General features: G+C 71.1%; 24 protein-coding genes. 10 read left to right on the plus strand and 14 right to left on the minus strand.

Features of this window, described 5'->3' with window-relative positions; translation table 11 throughout:
* Window positions 1-24 precede the first annotated feature (24 nt).
* Complete coding sequence (locus MTF65_RS10370) at window positions 25-792, minus strand: alpha/beta hydrolase (protein WP_243628256.1); 768 nt, start codon at window positions 790-792, stop codon at window positions 25-27.
* Window positions 793-906: 114 nt separating this feature from the next.
* Between MTF65_RS10370 and MTF65_RS10375 the strand changes: the two genes are divergently transcribed.
* The 3 genes from MTF65_RS10375 to MTF65_RS10385 all read left to right on the plus strand — a co-directional run bounded on the left by MTF65_RS10375 (window position 907) and on the right by MTF65_RS10385 (window position 3,396).
* On the plus strand, window positions 907-2,055 hold the full coding sequence (locus MTF65_RS10375; protein WP_243628257.1) for an adenosine deaminase: 1,149 nt from the start codon (window positions 907-909) through the stop codon (window positions 2,053-2,055).
* A gap of 140 nt (window positions 2,056-2,195) precedes the next feature.
* The gene (locus MTF65_RS10380) at window positions 2,196-2,453 is read left to right on the plus strand and encodes a hypothetical protein (protein ID WP_243628258.1); all 258 of its coding nucleotides are present in this window, start codon (window positions 2,196-2,198) and stop codon (window positions 2,451-2,453) included.
* Window positions 2,454-2,628: 175 nt separating this feature from the next.
* Window positions 2,629-3,396: a hypothetical protein gene (locus tag MTF65_RS10385; RefSeq protein WP_243628259.1), complete on the plus strand. Its 768-nt coding sequence runs from the start codon at window positions 2,629-2,631 to the stop codon at window positions 3,394-3,396.
* 33 nt (window positions 3,397-3,429) lie between these two features.
* Here MTF65_RS10385 and MTF65_RS10390 read toward each other — a convergent pair whose 3' ends face one another.
* The 5 genes from MTF65_RS10390 to MTF65_RS10410 form a co-directional block, all read right to left on the minus strand.
* Complete coding sequence (locus tag MTF65_RS10390; protein ID WP_243628260.1) at window positions 3,430-3,633, minus strand: PspC domain-containing protein; 204 nt, start codon at window positions 3,631-3,633, stop codon at window positions 3,430-3,432.
* A 58-nt stretch (window positions 3,634-3,691) separates the two neighbouring features.
* The gene (locus MTF65_RS10395; RefSeq protein WP_243628655.1) at window positions 3,692-4,291 is read right to left on the minus strand and encodes a VanZ family protein; all 600 of its coding nucleotides are present in this window, start codon (window positions 4,289-4,291) and stop codon (window positions 3,692-3,694) included.
* Between the two features lie 97 nt (window positions 4,292-4,388).
* On the minus strand, window positions 4,389-5,030 hold the full coding sequence (locus MTF65_RS10400) for a PH domain-containing protein (RefSeq protein ID WP_243628261.1): 642 nt from the start codon (window positions 5,028-5,030) through the stop codon (window positions 4,389-4,391).
* Between the two features lie 35 nt (window positions 5,031-5,065).
* Window positions 5,066-5,749, minus strand: coding sequence for a class F sortase (locus MTF65_RS10405; RefSeq protein WP_243628262.1), 684 nt, complete (start codon window positions 5,747-5,749; stop codon window positions 5,066-5,068).
* Window positions 5,750-5,830: 81 nt separating this feature from the next.
* Window positions 5,831-6,853, minus strand: a complete 1,023-nt coding sequence (locus tag MTF65_RS10410) for a hypothetical protein (protein ID WP_243628263.1) — start codon at window positions 6,851-6,853, stop codon at window positions 5,831-5,833.
* A 236-nt stretch (window positions 6,854-7,089) separates the two neighbouring features.
* Between MTF65_RS10410 and deoC the strand changes: the two genes are divergently transcribed.
* Genes deoC through MTF65_RS10425 form a run of 3 tightly spaced genes read left to right on the plus strand, consistent with a single transcriptional unit; the run spans window position 7,090 to window position 10,386 of the window.
* Window positions 7,090-8,058 (plus strand): deoxyribose-phosphate aldolase, encoded by a 969-nt coding sequence (gene deoC / locus MTF65_RS10415; RefSeq protein WP_374207196.1) that lies wholly within the window; start codon window positions 7,090-7,092, stop codon window positions 8,056-8,058.
* 5 nt (window positions 8,059-8,063) lie between these two features.
* Window positions 8,064-9,500, plus strand: coding sequence for an aldehyde dehydrogenase family protein (locus MTF65_RS10420; protein WP_243628264.1), 1,437 nt, complete (start codon window positions 8,064-8,066; stop codon window positions 9,498-9,500).
* Window positions 9,493-10,386 (plus strand): aldehyde dehydrogenase family protein, encoded by an 894-nt coding sequence (locus MTF65_RS10425; RefSeq protein WP_243628265.1) that lies wholly within the window; start codon window positions 9,493-9,495, stop codon window positions 10,384-10,386. The genes MTF65_RS10420 and MTF65_RS10425 overlap by 8 nt, the downstream gene beginning before the upstream one ends.
* A 99-nt stretch (window positions 10,387-10,485) precedes the next feature.
* Here MTF65_RS10425 and MTF65_RS10430 read toward each other — a convergent pair whose 3' ends face one another.
* Window positions 10,486-10,830, minus strand: a complete 345-nt coding sequence (locus MTF65_RS10430; RefSeq protein ID WP_243628266.1) for a hypothetical protein — start codon at window positions 10,828-10,830, stop codon at window positions 10,486-10,488.
* 54 nt (window positions 10,831-10,884) lie between these two features.
* On the opposite strand from MTF65_RS10430, the gene MTF65_RS10435 reads away from it, so the two are divergent.
* Entirely contained in the window at window positions 10,885-11,583 is a 699-nt protein-coding gene (locus MTF65_RS10435; protein ID WP_243628657.1) for a uridine kinase, read from the plus strand.
* A gap of 183 nt (window positions 11,584-11,766) precedes the next feature.
* Here MTF65_RS10435 and MTF65_RS10440 read toward each other — a convergent pair whose 3' ends face one another.
* Window positions 11,767-12,462, minus strand: a complete 696-nt coding sequence (locus MTF65_RS10440) for a SigE family RNA polymerase sigma factor (protein ID WP_243628267.1) — start codon at window positions 12,460-12,462, stop codon at window positions 11,767-11,769.
* 191 nt (window positions 12,463-12,653) lie between these two features.
* Between MTF65_RS10440 and afsQ1 the strand changes: the two genes are divergently transcribed.
* Genes afsQ1 through MTF65_RS10455 form a run of 3 tightly spaced genes read left to right on the plus strand, consistent with a single transcriptional unit; the run spans window position 12,654 to window position 15,425 of the window.
* A complete protein-coding gene (gene afsQ1 / locus MTF65_RS10445; protein ID WP_243628268.1) occupies window positions 12,654-13,331 on the plus strand; it encodes a two-component system response regulator AfsQ1 in 678 nt (225 codons plus the stop codon).
* Window positions 13,328-14,815: a HAMP domain-containing sensor histidine kinase gene (locus MTF65_RS10450; RefSeq protein ID WP_243628269.1), complete on the plus strand. Its 1,488-nt coding sequence runs from the start codon at window positions 13,328-13,330 to the stop codon at window positions 14,813-14,815. The genes afsQ1 and MTF65_RS10450 overlap by 4 nt, the downstream gene beginning before the upstream one ends.
* Window positions 14,799-15,425, plus strand: a complete 627-nt coding sequence (locus MTF65_RS10455; protein ID WP_243628270.1) for a hypothetical protein — start codon at window positions 14,799-14,801, stop codon at window positions 15,423-15,425. The genes MTF65_RS10450 and MTF65_RS10455 overlap by 17 nt, the downstream gene beginning before the upstream one ends.
* A gap of 108 nt (window positions 15,426-15,533) precedes the next feature.
* On the opposite strand, the gene MTF65_RS10460 is transcribed toward MTF65_RS10455, so the two are convergent.
* From MTF65_RS10460 to MTF65_RS10485, 6 genes are all read right to left on the minus strand, one after another.
* Window positions 15,534-16,223, minus strand: coding sequence for a YdcF family protein (locus MTF65_RS10460; protein WP_243628658.1), 690 nt, complete (start codon window positions 16,221-16,223; stop codon window positions 15,534-15,536).
* A gap of 269 nt (window positions 16,224-16,492) precedes the next feature.
* A complete protein-coding gene (locus MTF65_RS10465) occupies window positions 16,493-16,942 on the minus strand; it encodes an NUDIX hydrolase (RefSeq protein ID WP_243628271.1) in 450 nt (149 codons plus the stop codon).
* Entirely contained in the window at window positions 16,926-17,756 is an 831-nt protein-coding gene (locus tag MTF65_RS10470; protein ID WP_243628272.1) for an STM4013/SEN3800 family hydrolase, read from the minus strand. The genes MTF65_RS10465 and MTF65_RS10470 overlap by 17 nt, the downstream gene beginning before the upstream one ends.
* Window positions 17,753-18,250, minus strand: coding sequence for a hypothetical protein (locus tag MTF65_RS10475; RefSeq protein WP_243628273.1), 498 nt, complete (start codon window positions 18,248-18,250; stop codon window positions 17,753-17,755). The genes MTF65_RS10470 and MTF65_RS10475 overlap by 4 nt, the downstream gene beginning before the upstream one ends.
* The gene (locus tag MTF65_RS10480; RefSeq protein WP_243628274.1) at window positions 18,243-18,884 is read right to left on the minus strand and encodes a thymidylate kinase; all 642 of its coding nucleotides are present in this window, start codon (window positions 18,882-18,884) and stop codon (window positions 18,243-18,245) included. The genes MTF65_RS10475 and MTF65_RS10480 overlap by 8 nt, the downstream gene beginning before the upstream one ends.
* A complete protein-coding gene (locus MTF65_RS10485; protein ID WP_243628275.1) occupies window positions 18,881-19,912 on the minus strand; it encodes a radical SAM protein in 1,032 nt (343 codons plus the stop codon). Before MTF65_RS10485 ends, MTF65_RS10480 begins: the two co-directional genes overlap by 4 nt.
* Between the last annotated feature and the right edge of the window lie 41 nt (window positions 19,913-19,953).

The following is a 19,953-nucleotide window of genomic DNA, read 5'->3' on the forward strand; positions in this document are numbered from 1 at the left end:
ACTTCTCACTCTACGGGCCGCTCCTCAGCCCCGCAGCGAGCGCCCGAAGCCGGAGGCCAGCGGCATGCGCAGCCCCAGCGGCGGCGGCGCGGCCAGCGCGTCCGTCACCGGCCGCGAGTAGCGTCCCGAGAACACCGCGCCCAGCACGAAATCCACGGACAGCGCGACCACTTCGGCCTGGTGCTCCCGCAGGGCGTGCCCGTCCGAATGCACTTCGAACCGGCACGTGGAACGATTCGCCTTCTTCGCCCGCGCCGCCAGCCGGAACGACAACTCCGGATCGCTGCGCGCGTCGTTGGTGCCGTGGACGATCAACACCTGTCGCCCCGCGAGCTGCTTCACCGGTTCCGGGGAGTCCCCATCGGTCGCCTCGTCCAGGCAAGGCGCGAGCGCCAGCACCGAGTTGACGGCCTCGTGGCCGGCCGCCCGCAACGCCGCCCGGCCCCCCGCGCCGTAGCCGGCCAGGCACACCGGCACGTCCCCGTACCGCCGCACCGCCTCGTCCGCCGCCCACCTCGCGTCGTCCTCCCGGGCGTCGCCCGACCCGTACAGGACCAGGTGCGTGACCAGGCCTTCCGCCCCGCGCGCCCGGCCCGCCCGGCCCAGCGCCCGCGCGAGCGGACGTACCGGACCGGGGGAGAATCTGGACGCCCCGGGAAGCAGGAGCACCACTCCGTCGACCGTGCTGACCGCGTTGACCGTGTTGGCCGTGCTGACCGTCGAGCCCAAGCCGTTCGCGCCGGCTGCCCGCCCCAGGCGGGCCCCGCGCGCCGGCGGCGCATGCTGTGCCATGGCGGAACAGTCTCAGACGCGGAGGTGTACGCCACCCGTCCGCACGGTCACTGTTACGTATCGACCGCCGTCGCGAGCACGTCGCTCTACGCGCGTAGGAGCTAGAGTGCACAAATGACGAGCGAGACCCCCAACCTGCCCACCCCGGATCAGATCCGCCGCTCCCCGAAGGTGCTGCTGCACGACCACCTCGACGGTGGACTGCGTCCCGGGACCATCATCGAGCTGGCCCAGGAGGTCGGCTACGAGAACCTGCCCGAGACCGATGCCGACAAGCTCGGCATCTGGTTCCGGGAAGCCGCCGACTCCGGCTCCCTCCCGCGCTACCTGGAGACGTTCGCGCACACCTGCGCGGTCATGCAGACGAAGGAGGCCCTCTTCCGGGTCGCCGCCGAATGCGCCGAGGACCTGGCCGAGGACGGCGTCGTGTACGCCGAGATCCGCTACGCCCCCGAGCAGCACCTGGAAGCCGGGCTCACCCTCGAAGAGGTCGTCGAGGCCGTGAACGCCGGCTTCCGCGAGGGCGAGCGCCGCGCGAAGGCCAACGGCCACCGCATCCGCATCGGCGCGCTGCTGACCGCGATGCGCCACGCCGCCCGCGCGCTGGAGATCGCCGAGCTGGCCAACCGCTACCGAGACAAGGGCGTGGTCGGCTTCGACATCGCCGGCGCCGAGGCCGGGTTCCCTCCCACCCGCCACCTCGACGCGTTCGAGTACCTCAAGCGCGAGAACAACCACTTCACCATCCACGCGGGCGAGGCCTTCGGCCTGCCGTCGATCTGGCAGGCCCTGCAGTGGTGCGGCGCCGACCGCCTGGGTCACGGCGTGAAGATCATCGACGACATCGAGGTCGCCGAGGACGGCTCGGTGACGCTGGGCCGCCTGGCCTCGTACGTCCGGGACAAGCGCATCCCCTTGGAGATGTGCCCGACCTCGAACCTGCAGACGGCCGCGGCCGCCTCGTACGCCGAGCACCCCATCGGCCTGCTGCGCAAGCTGCACTTCCGGCTCACCGTCAACACCGACAACCGGCTGATGAGCGGCACCAGCATGAGCCGCGAGTTCGAGCACCTCGTCGAGACCTTCGGCTACACGCTGGAGGACATGCAGTGGTTCACGGTCAATGCGATGAAGTCCGCGTTCATTCCTTTCGATGAACGACTCGCCATGATCAACGACGTCATCAAGCCCGGCTATGCCGAGCTGAAGTCGGAATGGCTGTTCCGTCAGACCGCTTCGACCAGCGGTTCCGTCTCGGCCTAGGCCATGGTGTGACGGACTGAGAGCGCCCGGGAGGAACAATTCCCGGGCGCTTTCTCATATCAAATGATGTTTGCGGGCGAGGGTTTGAAGTGACTAGTTTGCGGAGCCGCTCAATTCCCCCGTCGCAAGGACGATCCTTCATGAAGAAGTCAGCTGCCAAGACCATCGGTGCCGCCGCTCTCGGTGCCGCCTTCGCCGTCGTCGCCGCCGGTGCCGCTTCGGCCGCCCCCGCCGTCGGGCTCACCGACACGCTGACCGGCGCCACCGGCGCGCTCCAGGGGCTGACCAGCCAGCAGCACGTGAGCGGCGAAGAGGCCCAGCAGTCCAGCGACCCCACCTCGCAGGTCACCGGTGTGCTGACCCCGCTCACCAACAGCCTGAACGGCCTCGGCGGCTGATCCGCCCCGGATCGGCACGCGCGGAGCCCGCGGGCGCCGTCCCGGCCCGCGAAATTCGCACGCACGCACGCGTGGCGCACACTCCTTCGGTGAGGTGTGCGCCGCGTCGTGCCGTGTGCCACGATCACCACCAACTGCCCGCCGACGCAATGGGTATGAGGTTTCCGTCATGCGCATGAAGGCACGAGCGACCACGGTCGCACTGCTCCCCGCCCTGCTCTTCGCAGCCGTGGGCTGCGGCAGTACGGACACCCCCGCGACGGGCAAGGCCCCGGTTCCCCAGGGGTCCGCCGCCGCCTCCGGCACGCCCGGGGCCTCCGCAGGATCGGCCGCCGGGGGACCTGCCACCGGGGGACCCGCCGCCCCGAAGTCCGGCGGAAGCAAGCTGGAGCGCGCCTCCCTCGAACAGGGCGACTTGGACGGCTACCAGATCTCCGCCCAGAGCAACCCCAACGCTCCCCATGGGCAGCCCCAGGCCGACAAGAAGGCCTGCCAGCCGCTCGCCGACGCCATGGGCGACAAGCCGGACCCGGCCGCGCGCGAGACCGTCAACCGGGGCGTCGGCTCCCAGAAGCAGATCGGACTCGCCGTCGCCGCCTCCGTCAGCTCCTACACCGAGAGCGACGCCAAGCGCCTGATCGCCCGGCTGAAGGAAGCGATCGCCGCCTGCGGTACGGGCTTCACCGCCACCATCGAGAAGCAGGCCGGCAGCTACAAGGACGTCCGGGCGGCCGCTTACAAGAGCGCCGGCGACGAGAGCGTCAGCTGGACCACCACCGCGGTCGCCAACGGCGCCTCGGCGCAGGTGCACCTGCTCCTCGTACGCCAGGGCGCCACCGTCGTCCGGCTGACGGCCCTCAACGTGGCCGCGGCCCGGCAGCAGACGCAGGTGCCGCAGGAAGTGACGGACAAGCAGCTGGAGAAGGTCCGGCGGGCCGGCTGAGCGCCCGCTCCCGCTCCCGCGGCTCTCCCGGTCCTACCAGGCGGCGCCGGCCGAGGACTTCTCGTTCGGCAGCAGCACCCACAGCCCCAGGTAGATCAGGAACTGAGGGCCGGGCAGCAGGCACGAGACGAGGAAGATGAGGCGCATGGTCTTCGCCGACATTCCGTACCGTCGCGCGAGACCGGCGCAGACTCCACCGATCATCCGTCCGTCGCGGGGGCGGGAAATCGCGCTCATGAGGTTGTCTCCTTCGTATGGGGACCGCTTCGTATGGGGACCGCTTTCTTGCGATGCCTCAATACTCACGCGGAACCGCCGACAGAACCTCGGTCCAGGGGCCCACCCCGACCCTGGTAATTCTCGGGGTGGGCCCCTGAGAACGCCGCTGGGAAAGCCGCTGGGAACGCCGCAGCCGGGCACGCAGGGCCGGTACGACGGCCACGTGCGCGAGCACCACACCGGCGGTGCTCAGCAGGACCGAGTCCACGTCGACGACCCGGCCCGGGATGGCGCTCTGGAGCATTTCGATGCTGACGGAGAACAGCACGGCGGCGGCCGCCGTCCGGGCCAGCGAGGACCACGCGGCAGGCGATGACGACGCGAGCCGCCCACCGACCACCGGCAGCAGGACCCCGAGCGGAGCGAGCAGCGCCAGGCCCTCGCCGATCCGCCGGGCCGCTCCCAGCGGACCCCACGCGAGATCGGCCTTGATCCCCTCCAGCGGGGTGAGGTTGGCGGCGGCGGCCCAGGGCACGTCCAGGGGCCGCAGGGTCAGCCAGCCGACGAGGAGGAGATGGGCGGCGAGCAGGATCCAGCCCGCGAGCCGGAGCCGGTACCGGAGAACAGGGGCGGTGGTGGCGGTGGCGGCACTGCCGCCGGCCTCAAGACGCTGCACACCTGCGGGGACGCGCCCAGCGGTAGCCGTGGTTCCGGACGTACGGGTGGTGGTGCTCACGCTCGCCCGCTCCTCGCCCCGGCTCCTCGCGCCCGGCTCAGCGCGTCGCGAGGAGGACGATCAGCGCCACCGCGCCGATCACGGCGGGCGCGATGATCTCGTAGGACCAGCGGACCTTGACGCCGCCCTGGGCGCCGGCCCGCCCGGCCCCGCGCTCGGCCAGCTCGCGCAGCTCGTCCACGACCTTGTCGGCGCCGGCCCGCTTCGGCCCGGCGGCGGCCTCGGCGGCCTTGCCCTCCTGCTGCTGGAGGCCCGTGCCCCGCAGCCCGCCGCGGCGGCTGAACTGCTGCCGGTTCGCCTTCTTGCGCTCGCGCAGGGAGACCGGGACGGACCAGAGCTGGTAGCGCTTGCCCTCCGCGAGCACCTCGGCGGAGTACCCGGCCCGTACGGCGTCGACCGTGCTCCAGGGCAGCTCGATGGTCCGGAACGGGTTGCGGATCCGCAACCGGTCGTCGTTCGCGAAGACCGCGGCGCGCAGGGTGAAGGCCACCGTCAGCGGGACGACGCACAGCGCGACGGCCAGCGCGGCCCAGCGGGTCGTCCCCGAGCCCCGCACCACGGCGTCGCCGCAGAGCCACACGATCAGCGCGAGCAGCAGCACGCCGGTGACGACGGCCATGGGGGAGCGGTAGACCCGGTCGTCGTAGACCGGCTCGTCAGGGGGCTGCTGGCTGCTCATGCGCCCGATTGTGCCTCATGCGCCGCCGAGGTGGCTCAGCCCACCAGATCGGCGTACAGGATGATGTTGTCGGGGCGGTGGCCGTCGGTGATCTCGCCGCCGCAGGTGATCACGCGCAACTCCGGGCGCGCGGTGTCCCCGTACACCTTGGCGGTGGGGAACCGCTTCTTGTCGACCTGCTCCAGCTCGCGCACGCGGAAGACGGCGGAGCTGCCGTCCGCGCGGGAGACGGTGATCTCGTCGCCGGTGCGGACCTTGGAGACGTTCTTGAGGACGGCCGGGCCGCGCGCGGTGTCGAAGTGCCCGATCAGCACGGCGGGGCCGGTCTGGCCGGGGGTGACGCCCTTGGTGTACCAGCCGATCTTGTCCCCGTCGGCCACGGAGGGCACCTGGACGGTGCCGTCGGCCTCCAGGCCGAGGCCGAGCACGGGGGAGGCGTCGACGCCGGCCGCGGGGATCCGTACCCGTACGGGCTCCGAGGCGGGCAGGGGCGTGACGGCGGGGGCCGGTTCCGGTGCCGTTGCCGGTGCCGCCGAGGACGAGGCGGACGAGGCGGACGCGGAGGGCGCCGGCGGGGCGGCGGAGGCCGCGGCGATGTGCGCCGGCGGGGTGCTCGGAGCGGTCGCGGGCGCGGCGCCGCCACAGCCGGTGAGGGCGACGAGGGCGAGCGGGGCGACGAGGGCGAGCGGGGCGAGGGCGCGGACGGTGGCGCGGGCCATGGACGGCTCCTGAACGGGGACCGGCGGGCCGCCACGGGGACGGCCCGCCGAAGGGGCAGGGAAGAACGGCTGCGCTCAGGGTCAGCCGTGGTTGCGGCGACGGCGCAGGACGGTCGCACCGAGCGCGGCGAAGATCGCGACCAGGCCGGCGCCCGCGGCCACCGTGGTGGTGTTGTCGGTGTCCGCGACGGTCTCGACCGGGAGCTCGGCGCCCGCCGCGACCGCGCCCTTCGGGACGACGGCCGTCTGAGCGGCGACCGCGACGGTCTGGGTCTTCACGTCGGCCGGGGTGGCGGACGGCTTCGGCGCGGGCTTGGCGGCCGGCTTCTCGGCGGGCTTCTCCGCCGGCTTGCCGGCCTGCTCCTCCGTGACCTTGTACTCGACCTTGCAGCCCTTGGGGAGCGCGGGGAAGGAGGAGCTCGCGACCGGGACGTTCTCGCCGCCCTGGGTCTTCCACTCCAGGACCGGCTTGGCGCCGCTCGGGTTGATGATGCGCAGGTAGTGGCTGTCCGGCCCCTTGGGGTGCGAGCGGTCCAGCGTCAGCGACCAGGTGTTGGCCGGGTCGGCGTGCACGAAGGCCTTCGGACCCTTCGGGGACATCGTCAGGTCGGCCGTCATGCCGGCGCCGACCTGCACGTGCTTGACCTCGGAGACGCAGGAGGCGGGCGCGGTGGCCCGGCCCTTGGGCAGCGGGTAGGACGCGCTCACGCCGCCCTTGGTGACGACGAGCACCGGGGCGGCCGTGTCCGCCTTCGTGAGCTTGAGGGACACGCCGTTCACCGTGTCGGTGGTCTTCTGGCGGTTCAGCATGGTCAGGACCCGGAACATGTAGTCGTCGCCCGGCATCCACCCGGGGCCGGACGCGCGGATCCAGGCCTCGGGGCCCTCGGCCTCGTTGCGCAGCACCGCGACCATGTTGTCGCCGATGGAGACGGCCTGCCCCTCGTAGCGGCTGTTGTCCGACACGGTTCCGTACGTCGATGCCACGGCGCTCTGCGCGGCGGGCGCGGCGGCGGGCGCGGCGAAGGCGGCGCCGGCGGCCGGTGCGAGCATCGCGCCGGCGAGGGCGGCGGTGACGATCGAGGTACGGAGGGCGGTACGCATAACGACTCCTGAAGCATGGGTGAGGAAAGTGGAGGAGAGTCGCATGCCTCGTTGAGTCTGTTCGGCTGGTTCACCGGGTCAGGTGTGGCGGGCTGCTGAAGAAGAATCTACGGCCCGCGTGCGGGCGGATGATCTTCTTTCCGTCCTGGTCGCGTAACAGCAAACGGGTGCGCTGATTCCGATTGGATTCGGGGGAGGGGGTGACAGGTCGCTACGCGCGTAGATATGCTCATGTGGTGACCATGCCGACCACCCTCCCCGCATTCGCTGACGTGACGACGTCCGACAGCGCGCTGCGCCGCTTCCTCCACGGGCTTCCCGGCGTCGACGCCGTCGGCCTGGAGGCTCGCGCGGCCGCGCTCGGTACTCGCTCGATCAAGACCACGGCCAAGGCGTACGCCATCGACCTGGCCATCTCGATGATCGACCTGACGACGCTGGAAGGCGCGGACACCCCGGGCAAGGTCCGGGCGCTCGCCGCCAAGGCCGTCAACCCCGATCCGACCGACCGCACCGCGCCCATGACGGCCGCCGTCTGCGTCTACCCCGACATGGTGGCCACCGCCAAGGCGGCCCTGCACGGCGCCGACGTCAAGATCGCCTCCGTCGCCACCGCCTTCCCGGCGGGCCGCGCCGCCCTGCCGGTCAAGCTGGCCGACACCCGTGACGCCGTCGCCGCCGGCGCCGACGAGATCGACATGGTCATCGACCGTGGCGCGTTCCTCGCCGGCCGCTACCTGGACACCTACGAGCTGATCAAGGCCGTCAAGGAGGCGTGCGTCCGCGAGGACGGCACCGCCGCCCGCCTGAAGGTCATCTTCGAGACCGGCGAGCTGTCGACCTACGACAACATCCGCCGCGCCTCCTGGATCGGCATGCTCGCGGGCGCCGACTTCATCAAGACGTCCACGGGCAAGGTCGGGGTCAACGCCACCCCCGCCAACACCCTGCTCATGCTCGAAGCCGTCCGTGACTTCAAGGCGCAGACTGGAATCCAGATCGGCGTGAAGCCGGCCGGCGGCATCCGGACGACCAAGGACGCGATCAAGTTCCTGGTCCTGGTCAACGAGACCGTGGGCGAGGACTGGCTCTCCAACCACTGGTTCCGTTTCGGCGCCTCCAGCCTGCTGAACGACCTGCTCATGCAGCGCCAGAAGCTGAGCACCGGGCGTTACTCCGGTCCCGACTACGTGACGGTGGACTGATCACCATGTCTTCTCTCTTCGAGTACGCACCCGCCCCCGAGTCGCGGTCCGTCGTCGACATCGCTCCCTCCTACGGGCTCTTCATCGACGGCGAGTTCACCGACGCCGCCGACGGCAAGGTCTTCAAGACCGTCTCGCCGTCCTCCGAGGAGGTCCTCGCCGAGGTCGCCCAGGCGGGCGCCGCCGACGTGGACCGGGCCGTCAAGGCCGCCCGCAAGGCCTTCGAGAAGTGGTCCTCGCTGCCCGGCTCCGAGCGCGCCAAGTACCTCTTCCGCATCGCCCGCATCATCCAGGAGCGCAGCCGCGAGCTGGCCGTCCTGGAGACCCTGGACAACGGCAAGCCGATCAAGGAGACCCGCGACGCGGACCTCCCGCTGGTCGCCGCGCACTTCTTCTACTACGCGGGCTGGGCCGACAAGCTCGACCACGCCGGCTATGGCCCGAACCCGCGCCCGCTGGGTGTGGCGGGCCAGGTCATCCCCTGGAACTTCCCCCTCCTCATGCTCGCGTGGAAGATCGCCCCGGCGCTCGCCACCGGCAACACGGTCGTCCTCAAGCCCGCCGAGACCACCCCGCTGTCCGCCCTGTTCTTCGCGGACATCTGCCGCCAGGCCGGTCTGCCCAAGGGTGTCGTCAACATCCTCACGGGTTACGGGGACGCGGGCGCGGCCCTCGTCGAGCACCCGGACGTCAACAAGGTCGCCTTCACCGGCTCGACCGCGGTGGGCAAGAAGATCGCCCGCCACGTCGCCGGCACCAACAAGAAGGTCACCCTGGAGCTGGGCGGCAAGGGCGCCAACATCGTCTTCGACGACGCCCCCATCGACCAGGCCGTCGAGGGCATCGTCACCGGCATCTTCTTCAACCAGGGCCAGGTCTGCTGCGCGGGCTCGCGCCTGCTGGTCCAGGAGTCGATCCACGACGAGCTGCTCGACTCGCTCAAGCGCCGCCTCTCCACGCTGCGCCTCGGCGACCCGCTCGACAAGAACACCGACATCGGCGCGATCAACTCCGCCGAGCAGCTCGCCCGGATCACCGCGCTCGCGGAGACCGGCGAGGCCGAGGGCGCCGAGCGCTGGTCCCCGGCGTGCGAGCTGCCGTCCGCCGGCTACTGGTTCGCCCCGACGCTGTTCACGAACGTCACCCAGGCGCACACCGTCGCCCGCGACGAGATCTTCGGCCCGGTGCTGTCCGTGCTGACCTTCCGTACGCCCGACGAGGCCGTAGCCAAGGCCAACAACAGCCAGTACGGCCTGTCCGCCGGCATCTGGACGGAGAAGGGCTCGCGCATCCTCGCGGTCGCGAACCAGCTCCGCGCGGGTGTGGTGTGGGCCAACACGTTCAACAAGTTCGACCCGACCTCGCCCTTCGGCGGCTACAAGGAGTCGGGCTTCGGCCGCGAGGGCGGCCGCCACGGCCTGGAGGGCTACCTCGATGTCTGAGTCGACCCGTCTGAATGTCTTCAAGACCTACAAGCTGTACGTGGGCGGGAAGTTCCCGCGTTCCGAGAGCGGCCGGGTGTACGAGGTGACCGACTCCAAGGGCAACTGGCTGGCCAACGCACCCCTGTCCTCCCGCAAGGACGCGCGTGACGCGGTCGTCGCGGCCCGCAAGGCCTTCGGCGGCTGGTCGGGCGCCACCGCCTACAACCGCGGTCAGATCCTCTACCGCATCGCCGAGATGCTGGAGGGCCGCCGCGACCAGTTCGTCCGCGAGGTCGGCGAGGCCGAGGGGCTGTCCAAGTCGAAGGCCGGCGCCGTCGTGGACGCGGCCATCGACCGCTGGGTCTGGTACGCGGGCTGGACCGACAAGATCGGCCAGATCGTGGGCGCGGCCAACCCCGTCGCGGGCCCGTTCTTCAACCTCTCCACCCCCGAGCCGACCGGCGTCGTCACGGTCGTCGCCCCGCAGGACTCGTCCTTCCTGGGCCTGGTCTCGGTGATCGCTCCGGTGATCGCGACGGGCAACACCGTCGTCGTCATCGCCAGCGAGAAGTCCCCGCTCCCGGCCCTCTCCCTGGGCGAGGTGCTCGCCACCTCCGACCTGCCCGGCGGCGTGGTCAACATCCTGTCCGGCAAGGCCGGCGAGATGGGCCCGCACCTGGCGTCGCACCAGGACGTCAACGCGATCGACCTGGCGGGCGCCGACGCGGCCCTCGCCAAGGAGCTGGAGATCGCGGCGGCCGACAACCTCAAGCGCGTTCTGCGTCCACAGCCTGTGGACGACTGGAGCGCGGACCCGGGCACGTCGCGCATGACGGCGTTCCTGGAGACCAAGACCGTCTGGCACCCGACGGGTTCGCTGGGCGCGGGCGGGTCCTCGTACTAAAGACCCCCGTGAACCGGCCCCGGCAGCGTCCCTCCCCCAGCTACCGCTGGGAGGTGCCCCCAGCGCTGCCGGGGCCTTCCCGTACCCGTACGCGGGCCGCTACTTGGGCAGCACCGGCCCGAGCAGCGAGCCGACGGCGGCGCCCGGCAGCTCGCCGACCGAGGGCCCCTGGGTCAGGACGCCGGTGACCATGCCGGTGCCGACGGCCGGGAAGTCCGCGACCTTGGTGGCGATGCCGTTGTCCAGCGGGTCCACGCCGGTGTGCGCCAGCGGGTTCACCTTGAGGTTCGCGATGGGGTCGGTGACGCCGGCCAGCGCCGCCGGGACATCGAGCTCGCCGGCCTGGGCGCCGCCCGCGGCCATCGCGAGCGCGGCGCCTGCCATCGAGAGCGTGAGGCCTGCGGTGCGCAGCGTGGAGGTGTGCGGAGCTGCGTGACGTGCCATGGGGTTCCCGCCTGTGGTCGTAGTCGCGTGCGCACGCAGCGTAGTTGACGTGTGATCCTGGATACCAACCGGCCACCGGGAGGATCCCCTACAGGGGTTAATGGTTCAGACTGGTGTCCCGTGAGCTGTTCTTCTCCTTCGCCGACGCGTGTCGTCCTGCTGACCGGTCCGTCGGGCTCCGGAAAATCGTCACTGGCCGCCCGCTCCGGGCTGCCCGTGCTGCGCCTCGACGACTTCTACAAGGAGGGCGACGACCCGAGCCTTCCGCTGGTCGGGGGGAGCTCGGACATCGACTGGGACTCTCCGCTGTCCTGGGACGCGGACACCGCGGTCGCGGCGATCGAGGAGCTGTGCGCGGGAGGCCGTACGGAGGTTCCCGTCTACGACATCGCGACGTCCTCCCGGACCGGGACGGAGTCGCTGGACATCTCCCGGACGCCGCTGTTCATCGCCGAGGGCATCTTCGCGGCGGACATCGTCGCCCGGTGCCAGGAGCTGGGGCTGCTCGCCGACGCCATCTGCCTGCGCGGGCGCCCCTCCACGACGTTCCGGCGCCGGCTGCTGCGGGATCTGCGCGAGGGGCGCAAGTCGGTGCTGTTCCTGCTGCGCAGGGGGTACCGGCTGATGCGCGCCGAGCGGGGGATCGTCGCCCGGCACACCGCCCTCGGCGCCCACGCCTGCGCCCGTGACGAGGCCCTCGGCCGCCTGGCCGCCGCCGCGGCCGGCCGCCACCGCACCGCCACCCCGGCCTGAGCGGTCGTCCGGCCGATCAGGCCGGGCTCGCAGCGGGCGTCCGGGCACACCGAGGCGGGCGTCCGGGCACACGAGAAGGCGGGATCGTGCGGACCCCCGGCCGCATGATCCCGCCTTCTCCCCCCCATAGGCCGTCCCGTCCCACCCCCGTAGGACGGGCCCCCCGGCCCATGGCTCTTCCGGTTACGCGACGAGCTCCCCGAAGGATTCCGCCTCGTCACGCCCGAAGCTCAGTGCCTCGTCCTCCCGCAGCCGCCGCAGCGACCGCCAGATGCTCGACTTCACCGTGCCGACGCTGATGCCCAGGATCTCCGCGATCTCCGGGTCCGTCCGGCCCTCGTAGTACCGCAGCACCAGCATCGTCCGCTGCGGCTCCGGGATCCGGGCCAGCGCCTGCCACAGCACCGAGCGCAGCTCCGTACCCCGCATCGCGTCCGTGTCGGAGGCCGTCTCCGGCAGCTCCTCCGTCGGGTACTCGTTCAGCTTCCGCCGACGCCACGCGCTGATGTGCAGGTTCGTCATCGTGCGCCGCAGGTAACCGCCCACGGCCGCCTTGTCACTGATCCGGTCCCACGCTCGGTACGTCGAGAACAGCGCGCTCTGCAGCAGGTCCTCGGCCTCGTGCCGGTCGCCCGTCAGGTGGAAGGCCGTCGCGTAGAGCGCCGCCCGGCGCTCCTGGACGTACGCCGTGAACTCCGCCTCGGACGTGGAGGACGGGGTGCGCGGTGCGGGAACCGCCTGGTACTGGTTCGCGTCAATGGCTACGACGTGCGCCGCACGGGAGCGGGTGACCGTAGCCGTACGGACACCTGCCCGGCGGTTCACATCGTGCAGCCGCGTGACAACCGCGCTGGTGGTGGTGCTGTGCAGCGTGTTCATCTCGCGCCCCCCGTCGTGGAGTCTGCTTCGGTTCGGTGTGGTTCGTTGGTTCGTTGGTGCGTTGATAGAAGACTGCCCCCGCCACATAACCGGGGTGTCCGCCGACTGTCACAGCACTGTCACAGGCGTCCCGGAACCGGGAACGCGCACGCGGGTCGAACTCCCGACGGACGATGGGACAGAATGAGCCCGTGCCTTTCCTGTTGCTGATCGAGGACGACGACGCCATCCGCACGGCCCTCGAACTCTCCCTGTCTCGCCAGGGCCACCGTGTGGCCACCGCGGCGACGGGCGAGGACGGCCTGAAACTGCTGCGCGAGCAGCGGCCCGACCTGATCGTCCTGGACGTCATGCTGCCCGGGATCGACGGCTTCGAGGTGTGCCGGCGGATCCGCCGCACCGACCAGCTGCCGATCATCCTGCTCACCGCGCGCAGCGATGACATCGACGTCGTGGTCGGCCTGGAGTCGGGCGCCGACGACTACGTGGTCAAGCCCGTCCAGGGCCGGGTGCTCGACGCCCGGATCCGGGCCGTGCTGCGCCGCGGCGAGCGCGAGTCCAGCGATTCCGCGAGCTTCGGCTCGCTGGTCATCGACCGGGCCGCGATGACCGTCACGAAGAACGGGGAGGACCTCCAGCTCACCCCGACCGAGCTGCGGCTGCTGCTCGAACTCAGCCGCCGCCCCGGACAGGCGCTCTCGCGGCAGCAGCTGCTGCGCCTGGTGTGGGAGCACGACTACCTCGGCGACTCCCGGCTCGTCGACGCGTGCGTGCAGCGGCTGCGCGCCAAGGTCGAGGAGATCCCCTCCTCGCCCACCCTGATCCGTACCGTGCGCGGCGTCGGCTACCGGCTGGACTCCCCGCAGTGATCAAAGCCCTGTTCGCGGGCCGGCGCTGGACCAGCCTGCGGCTGCGGCTCCTCGTCGTGTTCGCCCTGGTCGCGCTGACGGCCGCCGTCTCCGCCTCCGGGATCGCCTACTGGCTGAACCGGGAGGCGGTGCTCACCCGCGTCCAGGAGGCCGCCCTCGGGGACTTCCGGCAGGAGATGCAGAACCGGGCCGCGGCGCTGCCCGGCGACCCGACCCCGGAGGAGATGCAGCGCACCGCCGAGCTGATGGCGGGCAGCAGTCCCGGGTACAGCGTGCTGCTGGTGGACGAGCGCAAGGACGGCCGCAAGGTGTTCGGCGCGGCCGGTCCCGACTCCTTCGGGCTGGACGACGTACCCACGTCCTTGCAGCACGCGGTGAACGACCGGCAGAAGACGACGTCGGCCAATGACGCCGAGTACCACATGTACTGGCAGCGGACGAAGCCGCAGGGCAACCCGTACCTGGTCGGCGGGACGCGGATCGTGGGCGGCGGGCCGACCGGCTACATGTACAAGTCCCTGGCGCAGGAACGGGACGACCTGAACGCGCTGGGCTGGTCGCTGACCATCGCGACGGGTCTCGCGCTGCTCGTGTCGGCGCTGCTCGCGCAGGCCGCGGCCCGGACGGTGCTCAAGCCCGTACAGCGGCTGGGCGACGCGGCGCGGCGGCTCGGCGAGGGCGAACTGGACCACCGGCTCGACGTGTCGGGGACCGACGAACTCGCGGACCTGTCACGGACCTTCAACAAGACGGCGGAGGCGCTGGAGAAGAAGGTCGCCGACATGAGCGCGCGGGAGGAGTCCAGCCGGCGCTTCGTCGCGGACATGTCGCACGAACTGCGCACTCCGTTGACGGCGTTGACGGCGGTGGCCGAGGTGCTGGAGGAGGAGGTCGACGACCTCGATCCGATGATCGCGCCGGCGGTGGCGCTGGTCGTGAGCGAGACGCGGCGCCTGAACGACCTGGTGGAGAACCTGATGGAGGTCACCCGCTTCGACGCGGGAACGGCGCGGCTGGTGCTGGACGACGTGGACGTCGCCGACCAGGTGACGGCGTGCATCGACGCGCGGGCCTGGCTCGACGCCGTCGAACTCGACGCGGAGCGGGGCATCATGGCCCGGCTCGACCCGCGGCGGCTCGACGTCATCCTGGCCAACCTGATCGGCAACGCGCTCAAGCACGGCGGTTCGCCGGTGCGGGTGTCGGTGACGGTCGAGGGGGAGTGGCTGGTCATCGCGGTCAAGGACAACGGGCCGGGCATCCCGGAGGACGTCCTGCCGCACGTCTTCGACCGGTTCTACAAGGCGAGCGCGTCGCGGCCGAAGTCGGACGGGAGCGGGCTGGGCCTGTCCATCGCCGTGGAGAACGCGCACATCCACGGCGGCGACATCACGGCCGCCAACGCGGCGGAGGGCGGTGCGCTGTTCACGCTGCGGCTGCCGGTGGACGTGGGGAAGGTGATCGCCGGTGACGTGGACGCGTAAGGCGCTGTACGGGGTCGTCCTGGCGGCCCTGGCCGGCGGGACGTTCGGCTGCGGGATCCGGGCGACGACGGTCCCGGTGGACGTGGGCGCCGCGCCTTCGCGGGTGTCCTGCGACACCCCGGAGCCGCCGGCGGGCGGACAGGGCGGGGTCCAGGGGTTCCGGGCCACGGTGGAGCTGGTCTGCGGCTCGCAGCTGGTCGGCGTGGAGCGGGTGGTGCCGGTGCCGGAGAAGCGGACCGGGCGCGACCCCGTGGTGCTGGCGACGCAGGCGCTGCTGGAGGCGCTGGAGCGGACGCCGTCCGCGGAGGAACGGGACGCGGGCTTCACGACCGGGGTCCCGGGCGGGCTGACCGCGGCGCCGCCGCGGGCGGGCGACCCGGCGGGGACGCTGCGGCTGAGCCGGAGGCCGGAGGACCTGCCGCCGGTGGCGCTGTCGCAGATCGTGTGCACGCTGGCGGGCAGCGAGGCGGTGTCGGCGGGCCCGGGCCCGGTGGTCCTGGGCGGCCCGGACGCGGATCCGCCCCGGGCGTGGGAGTGCGCTGACGCGGTCCGCTCCCGACCGGAGTCGATCCCGACACTGGGCGAAATAGTCCGCCCGACCGGTCCTTGACGCGCCGCTCGCACCACTCGGCGCTCGGGCGCCTCATGGGCTTCGCGCCGCTGCGCCGGACTCCGTCCGTCGGGGGCCGGCCGGAGTCTGTGGTGAGCGTCTGCCCGGTCAGGCGTTGATGAGCCGGCTGTCGAATCCGGAGCGCAGAAGACGCTCGTAGGCGTCATGGACATCCCCCGGTACGTCTTGCTCGATGGCGAAGCCGAACTTCGGGTACTCGATGACCCGTTGCAGGTCGCCGACGAGCATGTCTACGACGAGCTTCTCGTCGCCGATGGACTTGATGTAGTCGTCGAACTCCAGAGGCTCGGAGGCGCAGACGACCTCGACCTCGGGCCACAGGTGGCGGCACGTGGCGTAGGAACGGCGCTCCATGTACGGCTTGGAGATCAGGAGCAGTGATTCGACCTCCAAACCGGCCGCGCGCAGCACGTCGCGGGAGAGGGTGATGTTCTGGCCGGTGTTCCCGGCCTGGGTCTCCAGAAGGATCGCCTCGTCGGGCACACCCAGGTCGAGTGCGTGCTCGCGGTAGTGGACGGCCTCACCGCGCGGGAGGCGGGCCGCCGTGGTCGGACTGTTGCCGCCGCTGAACACGACCACGGGGAAGAGGCCGGCGCGGTAGAGGTCCGCCGAGGCGGTGGCGACTCCCAGGTCGTGGCTGCCGAGGCCGATGGCCGCAGAGCAGGGGCGTACCTCGTGGCCCATCTGGTGATAGCGCCAGATCAGGACGGCGTCGCTCCACTGCTCGTCGGTGATCGTGCGCTCTGCGCGGTCCGGCACGGGGGCTCCCTGGTTCATGCTGCGCAGTTGGTGACTCAGGCCGTGCTGCGAGGCCATGCGCGCCGCGTTGTCGAGGACGGTCAGCCCATCATCGCGGGTGGCCGGGTCGGACAGAAGGATGTGCGAAAACGCGGTGTCCAGTCGGACGTGCTGCATGGGGGAGTCGACTGACCAGGCCCCAGGCGGGGCTGAAGATCGGGGCAGAGCCCGTCGGGCAGCATCTCGTGCCGGGGCTGGCCGAGCGCGAGCGTCTCACCGGGTAGTCAGGATCTGAGGGGTGCTCATAGTTACTGGGCGGGGGTGCTCGCGGTGTGGCGCTCGGCGAGGAGGAGAGCGAGGGGGCCGCCGGGGAGGAGGAAGCGGCCCTCCGTGGCGGCGTCGAGGGCGTCGGCCAGGGGCCACCACATCAGCTTGAAGTCCTCTTCGCCTTCGGCGAGCTGCTGGGGGCCGATCGTCAGTCCTTCGGCGAGGTGGAGGGACATGCGGGCCGGGGAGTTGAGGGTGATGGCGTAAGTGCCGAGGTGCTGCCAGGAGGAGGCGGTGATGCCTGCCTCCTCCTGGAGTTCGCGTCGTGCGGCCTCCTCGTGGGTCTCGCCGGGTTCGAGGCGGCCGCCGGGCAGGAACAGGTAGTCGCCCCCGTGCTTCGGGAAGCGGGTGGTCAGGACGGCGACGAGTCCGGAGGCGTCGCGGGCGACGATGACGGCTGCGTCACGCGTGTTTTCAGGGTGTGAGTCCATGGCTGGGGAGCCTAGACCCGGCTGGTACGAGCATGGCGGCGAACGGCACGTTCATCACCGCAGGGTGTGTGATACCGCGCCCGTGGTAGCCGTCTTCCCCGAACGCGTCGCCGTGGTCGGAGCACATGATGGCCAGCCACGGCCGGTCTGCCACCAGCCCCTCCACCAGTCGGCCGAGGTGTTCATCGGCGTAGGTGAGCGCGGCCGCCTGAGACTGCCACGTGTCGGCGCTGTCGCCGAGGTAGTGCCCGTGGGGGACGTGGGTGGCGGAGACGTTGACGAAGAGGAACAGCGGCCGCCCGGCGTACTGGTCGGCGACGGTCAGCGCGTGGTCGGCCTGGTGGCGGGTGGAGTCCGGTTCGGGCGAGCAGAACTCCGGCCGCCAGTGGTCCTCATCGAACATGTCCGGCAGGACCGACCCGAGCGGCGTCTCACGCGAGAAGTACGTGACACCGCCCACGCACACGGTGCGGTATCCGTGCTGTCCGAGACCGGTCAGGAGGTTCGGGGCATCGAAGACGAACGTGCCCTCGTCCACGGTCTTGAAGGCGGGCGGCCGGCATTCCCACAGGCGGGGCGGCTGGTTGGGGGTGGGGAGCTTGGGCAGGAAGCCGGAGAAGAACGCCATGTGTGCGGGGAGGGTGAACGTGCCGGGGGTGCGGCGTTCCTCCCACTGTCCGCCGGGCAGCAGCGCGGCGAGGCGCGGGGTGTGCCCGGCGTGCATGGTGGCGCGGGCGACGTCGTGGCGCAGGGAGTCCAGGGTGACGAACAGGATGTTCGTGCCGGACTCGATGACCTGGCGGGCATTGATCACCGGTCTGCTCCTACGACGTAGGCCAGGGCGACAATGCGGCCCTTGCAGGTGGCGTTGACGGGGATGGGGACACGGTCGGCGGCGATCATGGCGCGGATCGCGGCGAGCCCGGTGTCCTCCTGCGCCTGGCGGCCGTCCGCGCTGTAGAGGCGGATGGTCACCGTGTGCGGGCCGTCTCCGCTGGTGGTGATGAGTGCGCCGGGGATGCCACCGAGGGCGCTCATGGCGTGCAGCAGCCCGGTTTCGTCGGTGGCGCCGGCGTCGGCGATCTCGCACGCGAAGTGGTGAGCGTTGATCGCGCCCTGGAGGAAGCTGTGGTGGAAGCGGCCGGTGGCCGGGCGTCCGTCGTGGGCGACGGCAAGCGCGCCGGTTCGGGTCACCGTCACGAAGCAGGCGGCGACCCACCAGGGCACGCCTTCATGGATCTGCCCGGGGAAGGTCCCGTGAATCTGCCCGCCGGTGATCACCGCGCCGGGGTTAATGGGGTTAAGCACGCTGCTCCTTGAGGCGGTCGGTGATGAAGTCGGCGAGCTGGTCGGGGGTGGCGCCGTCGGTGTCCAGGAGAACGGCGGTGGGGTCGGTGGCGGCGACCTCTTCGAAGTTGGCCCACAGCGCGGCCAGACGGCCGGGGACGGCGAACAGCGCGGTGTCGTCTTCCTTCGTGTCCGGCTTGATCCCCATGCGCTCCTTCAGCGTCGCCTCCGAGCTGCGCAGGTAGAACGTTGCGTCCGGGGCGACCAGGTAGGGGCGGAAGGGAGCCAGGAGCCGGGCCACGTCGTCGGTGGTGGTGCCGCTGACGGCGGCCTGGCAGGCGATCACGGAGGACGTGTACCGGTCGGCGATGACCGGCCGGTGCGTGAGGTCGGCGCGGATGGTGTCGGAGGCGTGGAGTAGCCCGGAGAGGTAGAACGCGAGGGTGGGCAGCGGCCGCAGCTCGGCGTGCACCGTGCGAGACCACCCGCCATGCGGGGCGGGCAGGGTGTGCAGGCGCATCGCGCCGAGCCGGTCCGCGAGGAGGCGGGCGAGCGTGGACTTGCCGACGGCGGAGACGCCTTCGAGTACGACGAACGGACCCATCCGTACACCCGTTCCGGCAAGCGGCGCGTACGGGCCGCTGGGGGCGTTCACAGGGTTCCCTCGGTGAACGCGGCGACGTGCGCGGCGACCGCGTCCGGGATCTTCTCCGGGGTATCCAGCAGAGGCAGGAGGTTCAGGCGCAGGTCATCACGCAGCAGACACGGTTGCAGGCCCCCGGCGTGGTCCAGGCGCAGCGCCCAGAATCCTTCGATGCACTTGGGGCGGAGGGGACAGGTGCCGCACTGTCCGACGTGGTGGCGGCCGAGGTCGCGCTGGATGACGTCGATCTCGACATCGTCCACGGTGAAGATGCGCCGGCCCTGCCCGACGCCGTACGCCTCGACCCGCTCGTCACGGGTCAGGGTCCGCAGGTGGCGGATGATTCCGTCGGCGCTGATGGCGGAGGACTTCCGGGAGGTGTTGTGCTCGGTCTCTACCAGCTCGATGAACTGGACGGGCATCCGCCGGTCCAAGGCGAAGTCCAGGATGCGGGTCAGTTCGTGTTCGTTCTCCTTCTGCATCAGCGTGTTGAGTTCGACCGCGGGGAACATTCCACGGGCCGCGTCGATGCCGTCGAGGACCACGTCCACGCTCATGCGGGTGCCCGCGATGGCCCGGAAGGTGTCATCCGAGAAGTAGTGCAGGGACACCTTCACCTTGTCGAGGTCGGCATAGGGCAGCCAGTCCTCGTTCGCCCGGATCAGCGTCCCGTTCGTGATCAGCGTGTACGACACGTCGGGTTCACGTACGGGCAGGCGGGTGAGGACGTCGTGGGCGATCGGGGACAGCAGGGGGTCGCCGCCGGTGAAGTACACGCGGCGCAGTCCGGCCCCGATCACCTCTCGCATGATGGTGATGAAGCCGTCGGCGTCCAGCTCGCCGGACCGGGGGCGTGCGCTGCGGTTGATGCGGGTCAGCGGCGGGGGGACGTCGCCCTCGTTGTGGCAGAACCAGCAGGCCACGTTGCACTTGGGGGTCAGGGACACTCGGAACTGTCCGCCCAGGTGTGCGAAGTTCCGCAGCGCCGTCCAGCCGTGGGCGGGCGGCGGGCCGATGCGTGGGATGAGCTGGGATGTCACGGTGGTGCCCCTCTCGCTTGAACGGGTGGGCAGGAAGTCGT

This window comes from Streptomyces sp. APSN-46.1, from assembly GCF_022815725.1.
Taxonomy (GTDB): Bacteria; Actinomycetota; Actinomycetes; order Streptomycetales; family Streptomycetaceae; genus Streptomyces.

Bases quoted from the DNA above. Each gene is read 5' to 3' on its own strand.
- MTF65_RS10370 (WP_243628256.1), bottom strand. From the start codon at position 792: ATGGCACAGCATGCGCCGCCGGCGCGCGGGGCCCGCCTGGGGCGGGCA.
- MTF65_RS10375 (WP_243628257.1), top strand. From the start codon at position 907: ATGACGAGCGAGACCCCCAACCTGCCCACCCCGGATCAGATCCGCCGC.
- MTF65_RS10380 (WP_243628258.1), top strand. From the start codon at position 2,196: ATGAAGAAGTCAGCTGCCAAGACCATCGGTGCCGCCGCTCTCGGTGCC.
- MTF65_RS10385 (WP_243628259.1), top strand. From the start codon at position 2,629: ATGAAGGCACGAGCGACCACGGTCGCACTGCTCCCCGCCCTGCTCTTC.
- MTF65_RS10390 (WP_243628260.1), bottom strand. From the start codon at position 3,633: ATGAGCGCGATTTCCCGCCCCCGCGACGGACGGATGATCGGTGGAGTC.
- MTF65_RS10400 (WP_243628261.1), bottom strand. From the start codon at position 5,030: ATGAGCAGCCAGCAGCCCCCTGACGAGCCGGTCTACGACGACCGGGTC.
- MTF65_RS10405 (WP_243628262.1), bottom strand. From the start codon at position 5,749: ATGGCCCGCGCCACCGTCCGCGCCCTCGCCCCGCTCGCCCTCGTCGCC.
- MTF65_RS10410 (WP_243628263.1), bottom strand. From the start codon at position 6,853: ATGCGTACCGCCCTCCGTACCTCGATCGTCACCGCCGCCCTCGCCGGC.
- MTF65_RS10420 (WP_243628264.1), top strand. From the start codon at position 8,064: ATGTCTTCTCTCTTCGAGTACGCACCCGCCCCCGAGTCGCGGTCCGTC.
- MTF65_RS10425 (WP_243628265.1), top strand. From the start codon at position 9,493: ATGTCTGAGTCGACCCGTCTGAATGTCTTCAAGACCTACAAGCTGTAC.
- MTF65_RS10430 (WP_243628266.1), bottom strand. From the start codon at position 10,830: ATGGCACGTCACGCAGCTCCGCACACCTCCACGCTGCGCACCGCAGGC.
- MTF65_RS10440 (WP_243628267.1), bottom strand. From the start codon at position 12,462: ATGAACACGCTGCACAGCACCACCACCAGCGCGGTTGTCACGCGGCTG.
- MTF65_RS10460 (WP_243628658.1), bottom strand. From the start codon at position 16,223: ATGAACCAGGGAGCCCCCGTGCCGGACCGCGCAGAGCGCACGATCACC.
- MTF65_RS10465 (WP_243628271.1), bottom strand. From the start codon at position 16,942: ATGGACTCACACCCTGAAAACACGCGTGACGCAGCCGTCATCGTCGCC.